The following is a 15,419-nucleotide window of genomic DNA, read 5'->3' as shown; positions in this document are numbered from 1 at the left end:
ACATACCCACTAAGCGCTACGGATCATAACTATCCGTGGGTCCGCATGAGTCGGAGCACGGCAGCACAAGGGGCGCATGCCCCATAGGCTCGGGGGATGACCACCGAGACGCCCGGAACCACCGGGCCCGCCGAGAGTCACGCGCAGCGGCTCTCCTTCCCCCGCCTGCACGCCCGCACGCAACGCTTCACTCTCGGTGCGCCCCGCGCGTTCACGGTGGCGCCGGACGGGTCCCGCGTCGCCTTCCTGCGCTCGACGTCCGGCACGGCCCGGGCGAACCAACTCTGGGTCCTGGACCTGGCGGACGGCGCCACCGAGCGTGTCGCGGCCGACCCCGAGGCCCTGCTGAAGGGCGCGGCCGAGCGCCTCTCCGCCGCGGAGCGGGCCCGCCGCGAGCGCAGTCGCGAGGGCGGCGCGGGCATCGTGGGCTACGCGACGGACGCGGCGGTGGAACTCGCCGCCTTCGCCCTGTCCGGGCGGCTCTTCGCCGCGGAGCTTCGCGTGGGCACGGCGCGTGAACTGCCCGCCCCCGCACCGGTGATCGACCCGCGCCCCTCGCCCGACGGCCGCCACATCGCGTACATCGCCGGGGGCGCCCTGCGGGTGACGGGCGCCGACGGCGAAGGCGACCGCGCACTTGCCGCACCCGAGCCCGACTCCGTCGAGAAGGAGACCGTGACGTACGGCCTCGCGGAGTTCATCGCGGCCGAGGAGATGCAGCGTTCGCGCGGGTTCTGGTGGTCGCCGGAGTCGGACCGGCTCCTCGTCGCACGCGCCGACGACGCCCCCGTACGGCGCTGGTGGATCGCCGACCCCGCGCACCCGGAGACGGAGCCCGCGCGGGTCGCGTATCCGGCGGCCGGCACCGCCAACGCGGACGTGCGCCTCTTCGTCGTGACCCTGGACGGCGTCCGCACCGAGGTGATGTGGGACCGCGCCCGCTATCCCTACCTGGCCCGCGTGCACTGGTCGTCGGCCGGTGCGCCGCTGCTCCTCGTCCAGTCGAGGGACCAGCTCAGCCAGCTCTACCTGGCGGTGGACCCGGACGACGGCTCGACCCGGATGGTGCACGCGGAGGAGGATCCGCAGTGGCTGGAGCTCTTCCCCGGCGCCCCCTCCTGGTCCCCCAGCGGACGACTGGTCCGGATCGTGGACGAGGGCGGCGCGCGGGTCCTCGCGGTGGGCGAACGCCCCCTGACGGGGCCGCAGCTGCACGTCCGCGCCGTCCTTGACGTGGCGGACGACGACGTGCTGATCTCGGCGTCGGCGGGTGCGGCCGCGGCGGCACCCGAGACCGGCGAGGTGCACGTCTACCGGGTCAACGAACTGGGCGTCGAGCGCGTCTCCACCGAACCCGGGGTGCACTCGGCGGTGCGCTCGGGAGGCCTCACCGTCCTCGTGACGGCCACGCTCGACCAGCCGGGCTCACGCGTCCGGGTACTGCGCGACGGCAAGCAGGTGGCGACCGTCGCCTCGCACGCCCGGCATCCGGAGCTCACGCCGCGCGTAACACTGACCGAGGGGGGCGCACGCAAGATCCCGTGCGCCGTCCTGCTCCCCACGGACTACGAGGAGGGTTCGGGCCCGCTGCCCGTCCTCCTCGATCCGTACGGCGGCCCGCACGGTCAGCGGGTGCTCGCCGCCCACAATCCGTACCTCACGTCCCAGTGGTTCGCCGACCAGGGTTTCGCGGTGATCGTCGCGGACGGCCGGGGCACTCCGGGCCGCTCCCCCGCCTGGGAGAAGGCGATCCGGCGCGACTTCACGCTCACCCTGGACGACCAGGTGGACGCGCTCCAGGGCCTCGCGGAGTCGTTCCCCCTCGACCTCTCCCGGGTCGCCATCAGGGGCTGGTCCTACGGCGGTTACCTCGCGGGGCTCGCGGTCCTGCGCCGCCCCGATGTCTTCCACGCGGGGGTCGCGGGGGCGCCGGTGACGGACTGGCAGCTGTACGACACGCACTACACGGAGCGGTACCTGGGCGATCCGGGCGCCGACCCGGCGCCGTACGCCCTGAGTTCCCTCGTCACCGAGGAGGGCCTGGTGGCCCCGGAGAACCCGTCCCGGCCGCTGATGATCGTGCACGGCCTCGCGGACGACAACGTGGTGGTGGCGCACGCGTTGCGCCTGTCGTCGGCGCTGCTGGCCGCGGGGCGCCCGCACGAGGTGCTCCCCCTCTCCGGGGTCACGCACATGACTCCGCAGGAACAGGTGGCGGAGAACTTGCTGCTGCTTCAGGTGGACTTCTTGAAGCGGTCGCTGGGGCTGTCCTAGCGCGGGGCGATCGGCCGGGGCGACATGGCTTGCCCCGGCCGACCTACGGCACCCGCACGGCCGTACGAGGCTCAGCCTGCCGGGGGCGTATATCGTCGGCGCGACGGTGCGATTGCCCGCGTGTAAAGCACCAACAGGCTTCGTCCCCAACCCCACTGAAAGTTCAGCCCGTCCGGCGATTGAGGACAGAGCCCGGAGGGCGATCTGGGGGTCCAGGGGGCGGAGCCCCATGGTTTCGGGAAGGGGCGGGATTGGGGATTGCCCCGCAGGGAACGCTCGAACCCCACCCCTACGGCACCACCTGTTTCTCCTCAGCGAAGTGGCACGCCGAGTCATGGGCGGCGGGGCCCGAGACACCGCGGAACTCCGCCGGAACGGCAAGCAGCGGCACCTCCAACGCACACCGCTCCCGCGCCTTCCAGCACCGCGTGCGAAACCGGCACCCCGAGGGCGGATTGGCGGGCGACGGCACGTCCCCGGAGAGAATGATCCGCTCCCGATGCTCCCGCGCCTCGGGATCAGGCACCGGCACAGCCGAAAGCAGCGCCTGCGTATAGGGATGCGTCGGATGCTCGTAGATCTCGTCCTCGGAGCCGATCTCGACGATCCGCCCCAGGTACATCACCCCGACCCGGTCAGAGATGTGCCGCACGATCGACAGGTCGTGCGCGATGAACACGTACGAGAGATCGAATTCGTTCTGCAGGTGGTCAAGCAGATTCACCACCTGCGCCTGCACCGACACATCCAACGCCGACACCGGCTCGTCCGCCACGATGATCTCGGGCCGCAGCGCAAGACCCCGCGCGATCCCGATCCGTTGCCGCTGCCCGCCGGAGAACTGGTGCGGATAGCGGTTGATGTACTCGGGGTTCAGCCCGACCACGTCGAGCAGCTCCCGCACCTTTTGCCGCCGCGAGCCCTTGGGCGCGACCTCCGGATGGATCTCGTACGGCTCCCCGATGATGTCGCCGACCGTCATACGGGGGTTGAGCGAGGTGTAGGGGTCCTGGAAGACCATCTGGATGTTGCGCCGCACGGCCTTCAGCGCGCGCCCGGACAGCTTGCTGATGTCCTCGCCCTTGTAGCGGATCTCGCCCGCCGTCGGCCGCTCCAGGTTCACCAGCATCTTCGCGACCGTCGACTTGCCGCAGCCGGACTCCCCCACGATGCCGAGCGTCTCGCCGTGGCCGAGGTCGAAGTCGACGCCGTCGACGGCCTTGACCGCGCCGATCTGCCGGCGGATGACGATGCCCTGGGTGAGCGGGTAGTGCTTGACCAGGCCCCGTACCTGGAGGATCGGCTCGCGGCCCGACGCCGAGCCGTGCGCGGCGAACTCGTGCTCCGCCCGCGCCTTGTGCATCAGCTGCCGTGCGGTCTCGCCCTCGTCCTCCAGCTGCTTCCTGCTGATGTGCTCACCATGAGGCATCGAGCGTCTCCTTCCAGAAGTGGCAGGCGCTCCGGCGGTCGGCGGCCAGACCCTCGTAAGCCACTTCGTAGAGCGGCGGCTCATCGGTCCTGCAGACGTCCCGTGCCATCGGGCAGCGGGGGTTGAAGGCGCAACCCGGCGGGATGTTCATGAGGTTGGGCGGCAGGCCCTTGATGGCGTAGAGCTCCTGGCCCTTCTGGTCGAGCCGGGGAATCGACTCCAGCAAGCCGCGCGTGTACGGGTGCGCCGGCGCCTTGTAGATCTCGTGGACGGGGGCCTTCTCGACGATGCGGCCCGCGTACATGACGGCGATGTTGTCGGCGACGTCCGCCACGACGCCCAGGTCGTGGGTGATGAGGATCAGACCCATGTGCAGCTCGCGCTGGAGCTCGGCGAGCAGCTCCATCACCTGGGCCTGCACGGTCACGTCCAGCGCGGTGGTCGGTTCGTCGGCGATGATCAGCGAGGGTTCGAGCGCCATCGCCATGGCGATCATGATGCGCTGGCGCATGCCGCCGCTGAACTGGTGCGGATACTGCCCGACACGTTCCTTGGCGGCGGGGATGCGCACCCGGTCCATCAGCTCGACGGCCTTGGCCCTGGCGTCCTTGCGGGACATCCCCTGGTGGACGACGTACATCTCGCCGAGTTGCTGGCCGACGCTGACCACGGGGTTCAGCGACGACAGGGCGTCCTGGAAGATCATCGCCATTCCGGCGCCGCGCGTCTTGCGCCGCTCCTCCGCCTTGAGCTTGAGGAGGTCCTGGCCCTTGAAGAGGATCTCGCCGCCGGTGATCTTTCCGGGCGGCATGTCGAGGATGCCCATGATGGCCTGCGCGGTCACGGACTTGCCGGACCCCGACTCGCCGAGCACGGCGAGCGTCTCTCCCTCGCTGACGGTGTAGTCGACGCCGTTGACGGCCTTGGCGACGCCGTCCCTGGTCCTGAACTCCACGTGCAGATCACGCACTTCGAGCAGCTTGGACGCCCCCACGGTGGGCGCGTCGGATGCCACGGTCGCCATGGGCGCCTACCTCAGCTTCGGGTCGAGGGCGTCGCGCACCGCGTCGCCGAGCATGATGAACGCGAGCACGGTGATCGCAAGCGCTCCGGCGGGCCAGAGCAGCATGTGCGGGGCGTTGCGGATGTACTGGGAGGCGGCCGAGATGTCGATCCCCCAGCTCACGGTCGGCGGCTTCAGACCCACGCCGAGGTACGAGAGGGTCGCCTCCAGGGCGATGTACGTGCCGAGCGCGATGGTGGCGACCACGATCACCGGGGCGACCGCGTTCGGCGCGATGTGCCGAAGGAGCATCCGCGAGTTGGAGGCGCCCAGGGCGCGGGCCGCCTGGACGTAGTCGTTCTGCTTGGCGGTGATGACGGAGCCGCGGGCGATGCGCGAGAGCTGCGGCCAGCCGAGCAGGACCATGAAGCCGATCACCGGCCAGACGGTGTTGCTGGTGACGACCGACAGGAGCACCAAGCCGCCGAGCACGACGGGGATGGCGAAGAAGACGTCGGTGATGCGGGAGAGGATCGCGTCCCAGGCCCCGCCGAAGAAGCCCGCGAGCCCGCCGAGCACGCTGCCCAGGATCGCGACGCCGAGCGTGGCGCAGACGCCGACGGTGACCGAGGCGCGGGCCCCGTACACGGTCCGTGTGTAGACGTCGCAGCCCTGTCCGTCGAAGCCGAAGGGGTGGCCGGCGGTGGAGCTCTTCTGGGCGTTGGCGAGGTCGCAGTCGAGCGGGTTGCGGGAGGCGATCAGGGACGGCCAGATCGCGATGACGACGAGGAAGACGATGATGAGGGCGGAGATGATGAAGACCGGGTTCCGTCGCAGCTCGCGCCAGGCGTCGGACCACAGGCTGCGGGCGGGGGCGGAGGGGCCGGGGCCGCCGGAACCCGTGGGGGCCTTCTCCAGCGTCGACCCCTCGGTCGCCGCGAGGTCCATCGCGCCGCCCGCGCCGGTCGGGGCGATGGCTCCGTCTGGCTCTCGGGGTTCAGGCATAGCGGATCCTCGGGTCGAGTACGGCGTACAGCAGGTCGACGATCAGGTTGGCCACCAGGAAGACCAGGACGAGGACGGTCACGAAGCCGACGACGGTCTGGGTGCTCTGGCGGAGGATCCCCTGGTAGAGCTGGAAGCCGACGCCGTGGATGTTGAAGATGCGCTCGGTGACGATCGCGCCGCCCATCAGCGCGCCGATGTCCGTGCCGATGAAGGTGACCACCGGGATGAGCGAGTTGCGCAGCAGGTGCCGGGTGATGACGCGGCGCCTGGGCAGCCCCTTCGCGATGGCGGTGCGGACGTAGTCGGCGCGGCGGTTCTCGGCGATGGAGGTGCGGGTGAGCCGGGTGACGTACGCCAGGGAGACCGAGGCGAGCACGAGCCCCGGCACGATGAGTTCGTTGAGGGGTGCCTCCGAGGAGACGGAGGGTTTCATCACGCCCCATTCGACGCCGAGCAGCAGCTGGAGCAGCAGGCCGGTGACGAAGGTGGGGATGGCGATGACCACGAGCGTCAGGAGCAGCACGACGGTGTCGATGGGACGCCCGCGCCGCAGGCCGGTCACCACTCCCAGCGAGATGCCGATGACGATCTCGAAGACGATCGCGACGAGCGTCAGGCGGATCGTGAGGGGGAAGGCCGTCGACATCAGCTCGGTGACCTTCTGCCCGTTGAAGGCGGTACCGAAGTCGCCGGTGAAGACATTGCCCATGTAGGTCGCGTACTGCTGCCACACGGGCTTGTCGAGGCCGAACTCCTTCTTCAGTTGAGTGGCTGTCGCGGGGTCGCACTTTCGGTCCCCGCAGAGGCCCGCGACGGGGTCGCCCATCACGTTCACCATCAGGAAGATCAGCAGCGTGGCGCCGAAGAAGACCGGGATCATCTGCAGCAGACGCCGGATCACATAACGTCCCATGGAGGGCTCCGGAAGTAGCGGGAGCGGTCATCCGGCGTGGTGCTGGGCGCCGGATGACCGCTCCCTGGCCTCAGCTGACCTTGATCTCGTTGTAGACCGGGACGCTGAACTGGTTCAGTTCCACGTCGGAGACCCTGTCCGAATAGCCGGCGCTGCCGTTCTGGTACCAGAGCGGAATGACCGCCATCTGCTCGGCGAGCACCTTTTCGGCGTCCTGGAAGGTGGAGACGGCCTTCGCGGTGTCGGTCTCTGCGTTGGCCTTGTCGACGAGCTCGTCGAATTTCTTGTCGGACCACTTGCCGTCGTTCGACGGGGCGTCCGTGTAGTACAGCGGCTGCAGGAAGTTCTGGATCAGCGGGTAGTCCATCTGCCAGCCCGCGCGCCAGGCGCCGTCCAGCTTCTGCTGGGAGGCCTTGCTGCGGAAGTCGGCGAAGGTGCCGACCGGGCTCGCGACACAGGACTTGTCGTTGCCGAGTGCCTTGTTGATGGAATTGCAGACGGCGTCGACCCATTCCTTGTGCGAGCCGGTGTCCGCGTTGTACGTGATCTTCAGCGTGCCGCCGGGGATGCCGCCGCCGTCCGCGATCAGCTTCTTCGCCTTGTCCGCGTCGTACTTGCAGGGGTCGCCGCAGAGGCCGGACTTGTAGCCGCCGGCTTCGCCGAGCACCGGCGACGTCCAGTCGGTGGCCGGGGTGCGGGTCTTCTGGAAGATGGTCTCGGTGATCTGCTCGCGGTTGATCGCCATGGAAAGCCCCTGGCGGACCTTCTCCATCCCGTCCTTTGACCACTTGCTGTCGTAGAAGGGAAAGGCGAGCGTCTGGATGATGCCCGCCGGGGTGTTGATGTAGCGGTCACCCAGATCATTCTTGGCGTTCTTGAGCTGCGAGGCCGGAACGTCGTCGACGAGGTCGAGATTGCCCGCCATCAGGTCCGTGTAGGCGGTGTTGTTGTCGGTGTAGACCTTGAGATCCACCCCGCCGTTCTTCGCCTTGTCCGTACCGCTGTACCCGTCCCATTTCCGCAGGGACATCTTGGAACCCTTGGCGTACGAGTCCACGGTGTACGGGCCGTTGCCGACCGGCTTGGCGAGCCATGCGTCGTGGTCGTCGTAGAACGCCTTGGGCAGCGGCGCGAAGGCCGGGTAGCCGAGGGTCTTGGGCCAGGTGGAGAATTTCTGCGTGAGCTTGACGGTGAAGGTGGTGTCGTCGACGACCTTCAGCCCGGAGAGCTTGTCGGCCTTGGCGTCCCCCTTCTCCGGGTGGACGTCTTCGTACCCCTCGATATAACCGAAGAAGTAGGCGTTCTTCTGGTTGTTCTTCAGGTGTGCGCCGTAGTTCCAGGCGTCGACGAAGGACTTCGCGGTGACGGCCTCACCATTGCTGAACTTCCACCCTTTCTTGATCTTCACGGTGAAGTTCTGCGAGTCCTTGGTGTCGATCTTCTCGGCGACCATGTTCTTCGCCTCGCCGGTCTTCGGGTCGTACCGCATGAGACCCCGGAAGAGCATGTCGAGCACCTTGCCGCCCTGCACCTCGTTGGTGTTGGCGGGCTCCAGCGGGTTCTGCGGATCGCCCCAGGAGGACCCCACGATCCCGGAGCCGTCGCCACCACCACCGCCGCTGTCCCCGCCTCCACCACAGGCGGTTGCCGCGAGCGCGACGGTCACCGCGCATGCGGCCCACTTGGCGTGCGTGGCTCCACGCATGGAGAGCCTCCCTCTCAGGCCTGTATCCGACTTCCTATGTCTGACTCAGGCCCAAATACACCCCAATGCGCTGCGTTACGCATCTTTATGGAGGCTTTCCGGGGCCAGTAGGACCGGGAAACCCCCGTATGCCTCCACCCCGCACTCGCTACCCTCGATATATGGAGTACGCGAAGATGCGCGCGATCGCCGAGGAGCTGGGCGCCTATGCCGAGCGCCTCGAGGGCACGTGGAACGTGGAGATCGGCCCTTCGGGGCCGATACTGGCCATGATGTGCCCCTCGAAGCGCCACGAGGGCACGGTCCGCCGCATCTGCAAGCAACTGGACAAGCAGCTCCTTGCCACCCACCCGGGCTATGTCTGCGCAAACGGCCCGGAGATCGAGCACCCCTCGATCGGCCGCATGCGCCGCCCCGACGCCCTGGTGATCCCCGAGGCCGTGCTGGACGAGGAAGGCCTGGCCGTCGACGCCACGCAGGTGCTGGCCGTCGTCGAGATCGTCTCCCCGTCCGACCCGCACAACGACTACGGCGAGAAGCTGGCCGAGTATCCCGCCATGGGCATCGACCACTACATGATCGTCGACCCACGGACCGGCACGATCGAAGTGCACTCCGAGCCATGTGCCGGCCGCTACGGGAACAAGGAGCCGTACATCTTCGGCGACGACGTGCCGTTCGGCCCCTGGACGGTGGAGACCGCCGCGTTCCGGCGCTACGGAAAGCCGGGGGACGTCGAGCGCTGAGCCGAAAATGGGGGCGCCCGGAACCAAGTGGTTCCGGGCGCCCCCATCGCGTACAGGCCGCACACAGGCTTACGCCGCGTGCACGACGTCCTTTTCCTCCGCGAAGTGGCACGCCGACTCGTGTGCCGCCGGAGTGTCCAGGCCCGCGAACCGCTGGGGGATCGCGAGCAGCGGGGTCTCCTCCGCGCACTTCGCCTCCGCCTTCCAGCAGCGGGTGCGGAAGCGGCAGCCGGAGGGGGGATTGGCCGGGGACGGGACGTCACCGGTCAGGATGATCCGCTCGCGGCCCTCGCGCGCCTCCGGGTCCGGCACCGGCACCGCGGAGAGCAGTGCCTGCGTGTACGGGTGCGTCGGGTGCTCGTAGATCTGCTCGTCCGAGCCGATCTCCGCCATCTTGCCGAGGTACATCACGCCCACGCGGTCCGAGATGTGCCGGACGATCGACAGGTCGTGCGCGATGAAGAGGTAGGAGAGGTTGAACTCGTCCTGCAGCTTCTCCATCAGGTTGATGACCTGGGCCTGGACGGAGACGTCCAGGGCCGAGACCGGCTCGTCGCAGATGATGATCTCGGGGTTGAGGGCCAGACCGCGCGCGATGCCGATGCGCTGGCGCTGACCGCCCGAGAACTGGTGCGGGTAGCGGTTGATGTACTCGGGGTTGAGGCCGACCACGTCCAGGAGGTCCTGGACCTTCTGGCGGCGCGAGCCCTTGGGAGCCACCTCGGGGTGGATCTCGAAGGGCTCCCCGATGATGTCGCCCACCGTCATACGGGGGTTCAGGGACGTGTAGGGGTCCTGGAACACCATCTGGATGTTGCGGCGGACCGCCTTCAGCGCGCGCCCGGACAGCTTGGTGATGTCCTGGCCCTTGTAGAAGACCTCGCCGGCGGTGGCGCGCTCCAGGGTCATCAGGAGCTTGGCGACCGTGGACTTGCCACAGCCGGACTCGCCCACGATGCCCAGCGTCTCGCCCTGGTACAGGTCGAACGAGATGCCGTCGACCGCCTTGACCGCGCCGATCTGCTTCTTGATCAGGATGCCCTGCGTGAGCGGGAAGTGCTTGACCAAGTTGCGGACCTGGAGGATCGGCTCGCCGCGCTCCACCGGCGCCTCGATGGCCGCGACCGCCTCCTCGGCGGTGGCCGCGTCGACCGTTTCCACCTCGGAGACGTTCGGCATCACGTCCTGCGGCTCGTCCGTCTTCTTGAGCGGCTCAGCCATGGATCGTCTCCTTCCAGAAGTGGCACGCGCTGCCGCGGCCCGGCAGCTCCGCGCCGTCCTGCTCCGTGACCTGCACCAGCGGCGGGACGTCCGTACGGCAGATGTCCTCGGCCTTGGGGCAGCGCGGGTTGAAGGCACAGCCGGACGGGATGTGGAGCAGGTTGGGCGGCAGGCCCTTGATCGCGAAAAGCTCCTGGCCCTTCTGGTCGAGCCGGGGAATCGACTCGAGCAGACCGCGCGTGTACGGGTGCGCGGGGCGCTTGTAGAGCTCGTGGACCGGGGCCGTCTCGACGATCCGGCCCGCGTACATGACCGCGATCTTGTCCGCGACGTCGGCGACCACGCCGAGGTCGTGGGTGATCAGGATCAGGCCCATGTTGTACTCACGCTGAAGGTCCGCGAGCAGGTCCATGACCTGCGCCTGGACCGTCACGTCGAGAGCCGTGGTGGGCTCGTCCGCGATGATCAGGTCGGGCTCCAGGGCGAGCGCCATCGCGATCATGATGCGCTGGCGCATACCGCCGGAGAACTGGTGCGGGTAGTCGTTCACCCGCTCCTTGGCGGCCGGGATCTTCACCCGGTCCATCAGCTCGATGGCCTTGGCCTTGGCCTGCTTGCGGCCGAGTCCGTCGTGCACCCGGAACATCTCGCCGAGCTGGTAGCCCACCGAGAGCACGGGGTTGAGCGACGAAAGGGCGTCCTGGAAGATCATGGCGATCTTGCGGCCACGGATCTTCCTGCGCTCCTCGTTGGACATCTTCAGCATGTCCTGGCCGCGGAAGACGATCTCGCCCTGCGGGATCTTCCCCGGCGGCATGTCGAGGATGCCCATGATCGCTTGGGCTGTCACGGACTTGCCGGAGCCGGACTCACCGAGAACGGCGAGCGTCTCGCCCGCGTCCACGCTGTAGTTGACGCCGTTGACGGCCTTGACCACACCATCACGGGTGTGGAATTCGACGTGCAGGTCCTTGACGTCCAGGAGCCTGCCGCTCTTTTCCTCACCCGAGCGGGGGGCGGGAACCGAGTCTTCCTTGATGTCGATGCTGGTCATTTACGCCTCCCTCAGCGCAGCTTCGGGTCGAGGGCTTCGCGTACGGCGTCGCCCATCATGATGAACGCAAGCACCGTGAGACTCAGCATTCCTGCCGGGAAGATCAGCGTGTGCGGGTTGTTGCGGATGTCGTTCAGGGCGTCGGAGATGTCTCCGCCCCAGGAGAGCGCGTCACCGCCGAAGCCGAGGCCCAGGAAGGACAGCGTCGATTCGGCGACGATGTACGTGCCGAGGGCGATGGTCGCGATGACGATGACCGGGGCGATGGCGTTCGGCAGAATGTGCCGGAACAGGATCCGCTTGGTGCCCGCGCCGAGTGCCTTCGCCGCCACGACGTAGTCCGCGTGCCGGGTGACGATCACCGCGCCGCGCATCACGCGGGCGATCTGCGTCCAGCCGAGGAAGGCGAGGGCGCCGGTGATGACCCAGACGTTGCGCTCGGTGAAGGCGTTCAGGACCACCATCGCGCCGAGCAGGAACGGGATACCGAAGAACACGTCGGTGAGCCGCGAAAGGATGCTGTCCCAGATGCCGCCGAAGTACCCGGCCAGCATGCCGACCAGGCCGCCGAAGAGGGTGACCAGGACGGTCACGCCGAAACCGACCATGATCGAGTTGCGGGCGCCGTAGACCACGCGGGCGTAGACGCTGCGGCCCTGGCGGTCATAGCCGAACCAGTCGGGCTGGAAGACGTGGCCGAGGTTCGGCTTCTCCAGGAAGTGATTGGTCAGGTCGCCGGACCGGGGGTCGGCGCTGGTGAACATGCCGGGGAAGGCAGCTACCAGGAGCACGACGACGATCAGCAGCGCGGAGACGAGGAAGAGCGGCCTGCGGCGCAGGTCACGCCAGGCGTCGCCCCAGAGGCTGCGCGGCTTGCCCGTCGTGTCGGCGGCGTCGACGGTCTTCGCGTCGGCCTCGACGATGGCGACGGCGTGCGCCTCGTCCGTGGCCGGGGACTTGGTGAGGTCAGGCATAACGGATCCTCGGGTCCAGAACGGCGTAGAGCAGGTCGACGATCAGACTCGCGAGGAGATACACGAGCACCAGGACCGTCACGATGCCGACGATTACGGCGCCCTCTCGGTTGCCCAGCGCGTCGAACAGCAGGTTGCCGACACCGGTGACATTGAAGATGCCCTCGGTGATGACGGCGCCGCCCATCAGGGTGCCGATGTCGGTGCCCAGGTAGGTGACCACCGGGATGAGGGAGTTGCGCAGCAGGTGCCGGGTGATGATCCGGCGGCGTGGCAGGCCCTTGGCGACCGCGGTGCGTATGTAGTCCGCCTGCCGGTTCTCCGCGATGGAGGTGCGGCTCAGGCGTGCCACATAGGCGAGGCCGACCAGACCGAGCACGAGTGCCGGCATCAGCAACTGCTGGAAGTTCGTCGAGTCCTGGACCGTCGGTTTCACCCAGCCGAGCTCGTTGCCGAAGATCAGCTGGAGGAACAGGCCGAACACGAAGATCGGGACGGAGATCACGAGGAGCGTGAAGAGCGTCACGGTGTTGTCCACGATCCGGCTGCGCCGTACACCGGCCAGCACGCCCAGGGCGATGCCGACGACGAGTTCGAACGTCCACGCCATGGCGGCGAGTCTCATCGAAATCGGGAAAGCCTGCTTGATCTCGTCAAGAATGGGCCTGTTGCCGGCGATGGTCTTGCCGAAGTCGCCCTGCAGCAATCCGCCCATGTAATGCAGGTATTGCTGCCAGAGCGGCAGGTCGAGCCCGCGGTCGTGCCTGATCTGCGCAACCTGCGCCGGGTCCGGCGGCTTGTCTCCCCACAGCGCCCGTACGGGGTCGCCGGGGAGCACATTGACCATCAGGAAGATCAGCAGGGTTGTCCCGATGAAGACCGGGATCATCTGGAGCAGTCGCCTCGCGACGTAGCGCCCCATGGTGGTGCCTCCGTCCATTGCGGAGCCCGCCCGTGAGCGACGCCCGGGATCTCCGGGCGTCGCTCACGGGAACGGAACTCCGACGACTACTTCTTCTCGAAGACCTCGACCTCGGTGAGAACCGGGTCACCGGCCTGGTCGAACTCCATGCCCTTCACGTTGTTCGAGTACGCGGAGAGCGTCTTGTTGTACCAGAGCGGAATGCCCGGGAAGCTGTTCTGCAGCTCCTTCTCGGCCTGCCCGTACAGCTTGGCGGACTCTTCGATGGTCTTCGCCCCGTCGGCCTTCTTGGTCAGCTCGTCGAACTTCTTGTCCGAGAAGCCGCCCTTGTTGCCGTCGACGCCGGTGCCGTAGAGGTCGGCGAGGAAGTTGCCGTTGAACGGGTAGTCGAGCACCCATCCGGAGCGGTAGATCGACTTGACCTTCTTCTGGTCACGGATCTCCGTGTCGGCCGCGAAGTCGGTCACCGCGTCGCCGACGCACTTGACGCCGGTCGACTTGGTGATGCTGTTGCAGACCGCGACGACCCAGTCCTTGTGCGGCTGGTCGGCGTTGTACTGGATGGAGATCTTGTTGCCCGGAACGCCACCGCCGGCCTTGATGGAGGCCTTGGCCTTCTTGGCGTCGAACTTGCAGTACTCGCCGCAGGCGTCCTTCTGGTAGCCCTTGACGCCCTTGGCGACCCAGCCGGTGGCGGACTCACGCGTGCCGTAGAACACGGTCTTGGCGATGGTGTCGCGGTCGATCGCCATCGACAGGCCCTGCAGGACCTTGACGTCGATGTCCTTCCACTGCTTCGTGTAGAAGGCCGGGTTGATCGTGTTGATCGCCGAGAAGTCCTGCTCGATGGCGCGGTCGCCGAAGTCCTGCTTGAAGTTGGCGGTCTCGCTGTTCGGCACGATCGGCATCGAGTCGACGTTGTCCGACTTCAGGTCGGCGTACGCCGCCGTGTCCTTGGTGTAGGCCTTGAAGTCGATGCCGCCGTTCTTCGGCTTGTCGCCCTTGTAACCGCCCCAGGCGCGGACCGAGATGAGCTTCTTGTGGTCCCACTTCGAGAACTTGTAGGGGCCGTTGCCGACCGGCGCCTCGCCGTACTTCTTCGGGTCCTTGAGGGCCTCCGAAGGCAGCGGGTAGAAGGGCGCGTAGACGAGCTTGTACGCGTAGTACGGGATGCCGTCGTTCAGCGTGATGGTGAAGGTGTTGTCGTCGACGACCTTCAGGCCCTCCATCGTCTCCGCCTTGGCCTTCCCCTTCTCGGGGTGGACCTTGTCGTAGCCGACGATGTCGCGGTACCAGGAGCTGTTCTGCTGGCCGTTGGCCGGGTTGGCGGCCCAGTTCCAGGCGTCGACGTACGACTTGGCGGTGACGGCCTCACCGTTGTGGAACTTCCAGCCCGACTTCAGCTTGACGGTCCACACCTTCGAGTCCTTGTCGGGGGTGACCGACTCGGCGTTCTCGTAGGTGATGTTGCCCTGCTTGTCGTAGTGGACCAGGCCCGTGAAGAGCGAGTCGATGACGACGCTGCCGTACGCCTCCATGGTGTTGGAAGGCTGCAGGGCGTTCTGCGGCTCGCCGTTGGCGTAGCTGACGATCCCCTTGGGGTCGACCTTGCCACTGTTGCCGCTGTCGCTGTCGCCGCCACCACAGGCCGTTGCCGTCAGCGCCACGACACCCGCTATCGCGACCCACTTGGCGCTCTTGGCACCACGCATGGGGTTCCTCCTCATGAGTCCACTGGTTCACTACAAGAGGGGGTACAGGAATCCGCGCCGACACCCCTGACGGCGCGTAGATCGAAGTACCCCAGTGTGCTCGTGAGTCGGCGCTCCCCACAGCGCGTGACCCATTGACCCGAGCTATACGCGGTCAACTATTAGCCATGAGGTACCGCCCGACCACACTCTTTTGGTCTCGGTTCAATCACACCTGGTGCGTACAACTTCCAAAATCCGGACAAACCGATCCGAGATAGATGGTTGCGAAACGGACGTGTTACACATCTAACGGTCAACGGTGTCCGTATTCCGGACAGATGGTCCAGGAAAACCGGTTGCGGCGGACCATGCCGGAGACAACTTGGTGCGTCTTCGGGGGCGGCTCTGTGGACGCGCGTAGATGCGCGGAGAGTCGCGACGGCACATGTCCCGTCGCCCCCGGGGCCCGGGCCAGC

The 15,419-nt window shown here is 67.4% G+C and carries 12 protein-coding genes; 2 read left to right on the top strand and 10 right to left on the bottom strand.

Annotated elements, in window-relative coordinates:
- Positions 1-96: 96 nt before the first annotated feature.
- Positions 97-2,274 carry a S9 family peptidase gene (locus ACZ5U5_RS34895; protein WP_469029924.1) on the top strand — a complete coding sequence of 726 codons (2,178 nt, stop codon included), beginning with the start codon at positions 97-99 and terminating at the stop codon, positions 2,272-2,274.
- Between the two features lie 289 nt (positions 2,275-2,563).
- Here ACZ5U5_RS34895 and ACZ5U5_RS34890 read toward each other — a convergent pair whose 3' ends face one another.
- From ACZ5U5_RS34890 to ACZ5U5_RS34870, 5 genes are all read right to left on the bottom strand, one after another.
- A complete protein-coding gene (locus ACZ5U5_RS34890) occupies positions 2,564-3,637 on the bottom strand; it encodes an ABC transporter ATP-binding protein (RefSeq protein ID WP_469030598.1) in 1,074 nt (357 codons plus the stop codon).
- Between the two features lie 52 nt (positions 3,638-3,689).
- Positions 3,690-4,727, bottom strand: a complete 1,038-nt coding sequence (locus tag ACZ5U5_RS34885) for an ABC transporter ATP-binding protein (RefSeq protein ID WP_469029922.1) — start codon at positions 4,725-4,727, stop codon at positions 3,690-3,692.
- Between the two features lie 6 nt (positions 4,728-4,733).
- Positions 4,734-5,711, bottom strand: a complete 978-nt coding sequence (locus tag ACZ5U5_RS34880) for an ABC transporter permease (RefSeq protein WP_469029919.1) — start codon at positions 5,709-5,711, stop codon at positions 4,734-4,736.
- Positions 5,704-6,627 (bottom strand): ABC transporter permease, encoded by a 924-nt coding sequence (locus ACZ5U5_RS34875; protein WP_469029917.1) that lies wholly within the window; start codon positions 6,625-6,627, stop codon positions 5,704-5,706. Before ACZ5U5_RS34875 ends, ACZ5U5_RS34880 begins: the two co-directional genes overlap by 8 nt.
- A gap of 70 nt (positions 6,628-6,697) precedes the next feature.
- A complete protein-coding gene (locus tag ACZ5U5_RS34870) occupies positions 6,698-8,332 on the bottom strand; it encodes a peptide ABC transporter substrate-binding protein (protein WP_469029914.1) in 1,635 nt (544 codons plus the stop codon).
- A gap of 161 nt (positions 8,333-8,493) precedes the next feature.
- Between ACZ5U5_RS34870 and ACZ5U5_RS34865 the strand changes: the two genes are divergently transcribed.
- Positions 8,494-9,078, top strand: coding sequence for a Uma2 family endonuclease (locus ACZ5U5_RS34865; protein ID WP_469029912.1), 585 nt, complete (start codon positions 8,494-8,496; stop codon positions 9,076-9,078).
- A 69-nt stretch (positions 9,079-9,147) separates the two neighbouring features.
- On the opposite strand, the gene ACZ5U5_RS34860 is transcribed toward ACZ5U5_RS34865, so the two are convergent.
- The 5 genes from ACZ5U5_RS34860 to ACZ5U5_RS34840 form a co-directional block, all read right to left on the bottom strand.
- Entirely contained in the window at positions 9,148-10,299 is a 1,152-nt protein-coding gene (locus ACZ5U5_RS34860; protein ID WP_469029910.1) for an ABC transporter ATP-binding protein, read from the bottom strand.
- Positions 10,292-11,353: an ABC transporter ATP-binding protein gene (locus tag ACZ5U5_RS34855; protein ID WP_469029907.1), complete on the bottom strand. Its 1,062-nt coding sequence runs from the start codon at positions 11,351-11,353 to the stop codon at positions 10,292-10,294. Before ACZ5U5_RS34855 ends, ACZ5U5_RS34860 begins: the two co-directional genes overlap by 8 nt.
- An 11-nt stretch (positions 11,354-11,364) precedes the next feature.
- On the bottom strand, positions 11,365-12,327 hold the full coding sequence (locus ACZ5U5_RS34850) for an ABC transporter permease (RefSeq protein WP_469029905.1): 963 nt from the start codon (positions 12,325-12,327) through the stop codon (positions 11,365-11,367).
- Complete coding sequence (locus ACZ5U5_RS34845) at positions 12,320-13,249, bottom strand: ABC transporter permease (protein ID WP_469029902.1); 930 nt, start codon at positions 13,247-13,249, stop codon at positions 12,320-12,322. Before ACZ5U5_RS34845 ends, ACZ5U5_RS34850 begins: the two co-directional genes overlap by 8 nt.
- 86 nt (positions 13,250-13,335) lie before the next feature.
- A complete protein-coding gene (locus ACZ5U5_RS34840; RefSeq protein WP_469029900.1) occupies positions 13,336-14,961 on the bottom strand; it encodes a peptide ABC transporter substrate-binding protein in 1,626 nt (541 codons plus the stop codon).
- Positions 14,962-15,419 lie beyond the last annotated feature (458 nt).

The sequence above is a fragment of the Streptomyces sp. NPDC033177 genome (genome assembly GCF_055577715.1).
Note: the sequence above shows the minus strand (reverse complement) of the source record. Positions and strands in the feature narration are given on the sequence as shown.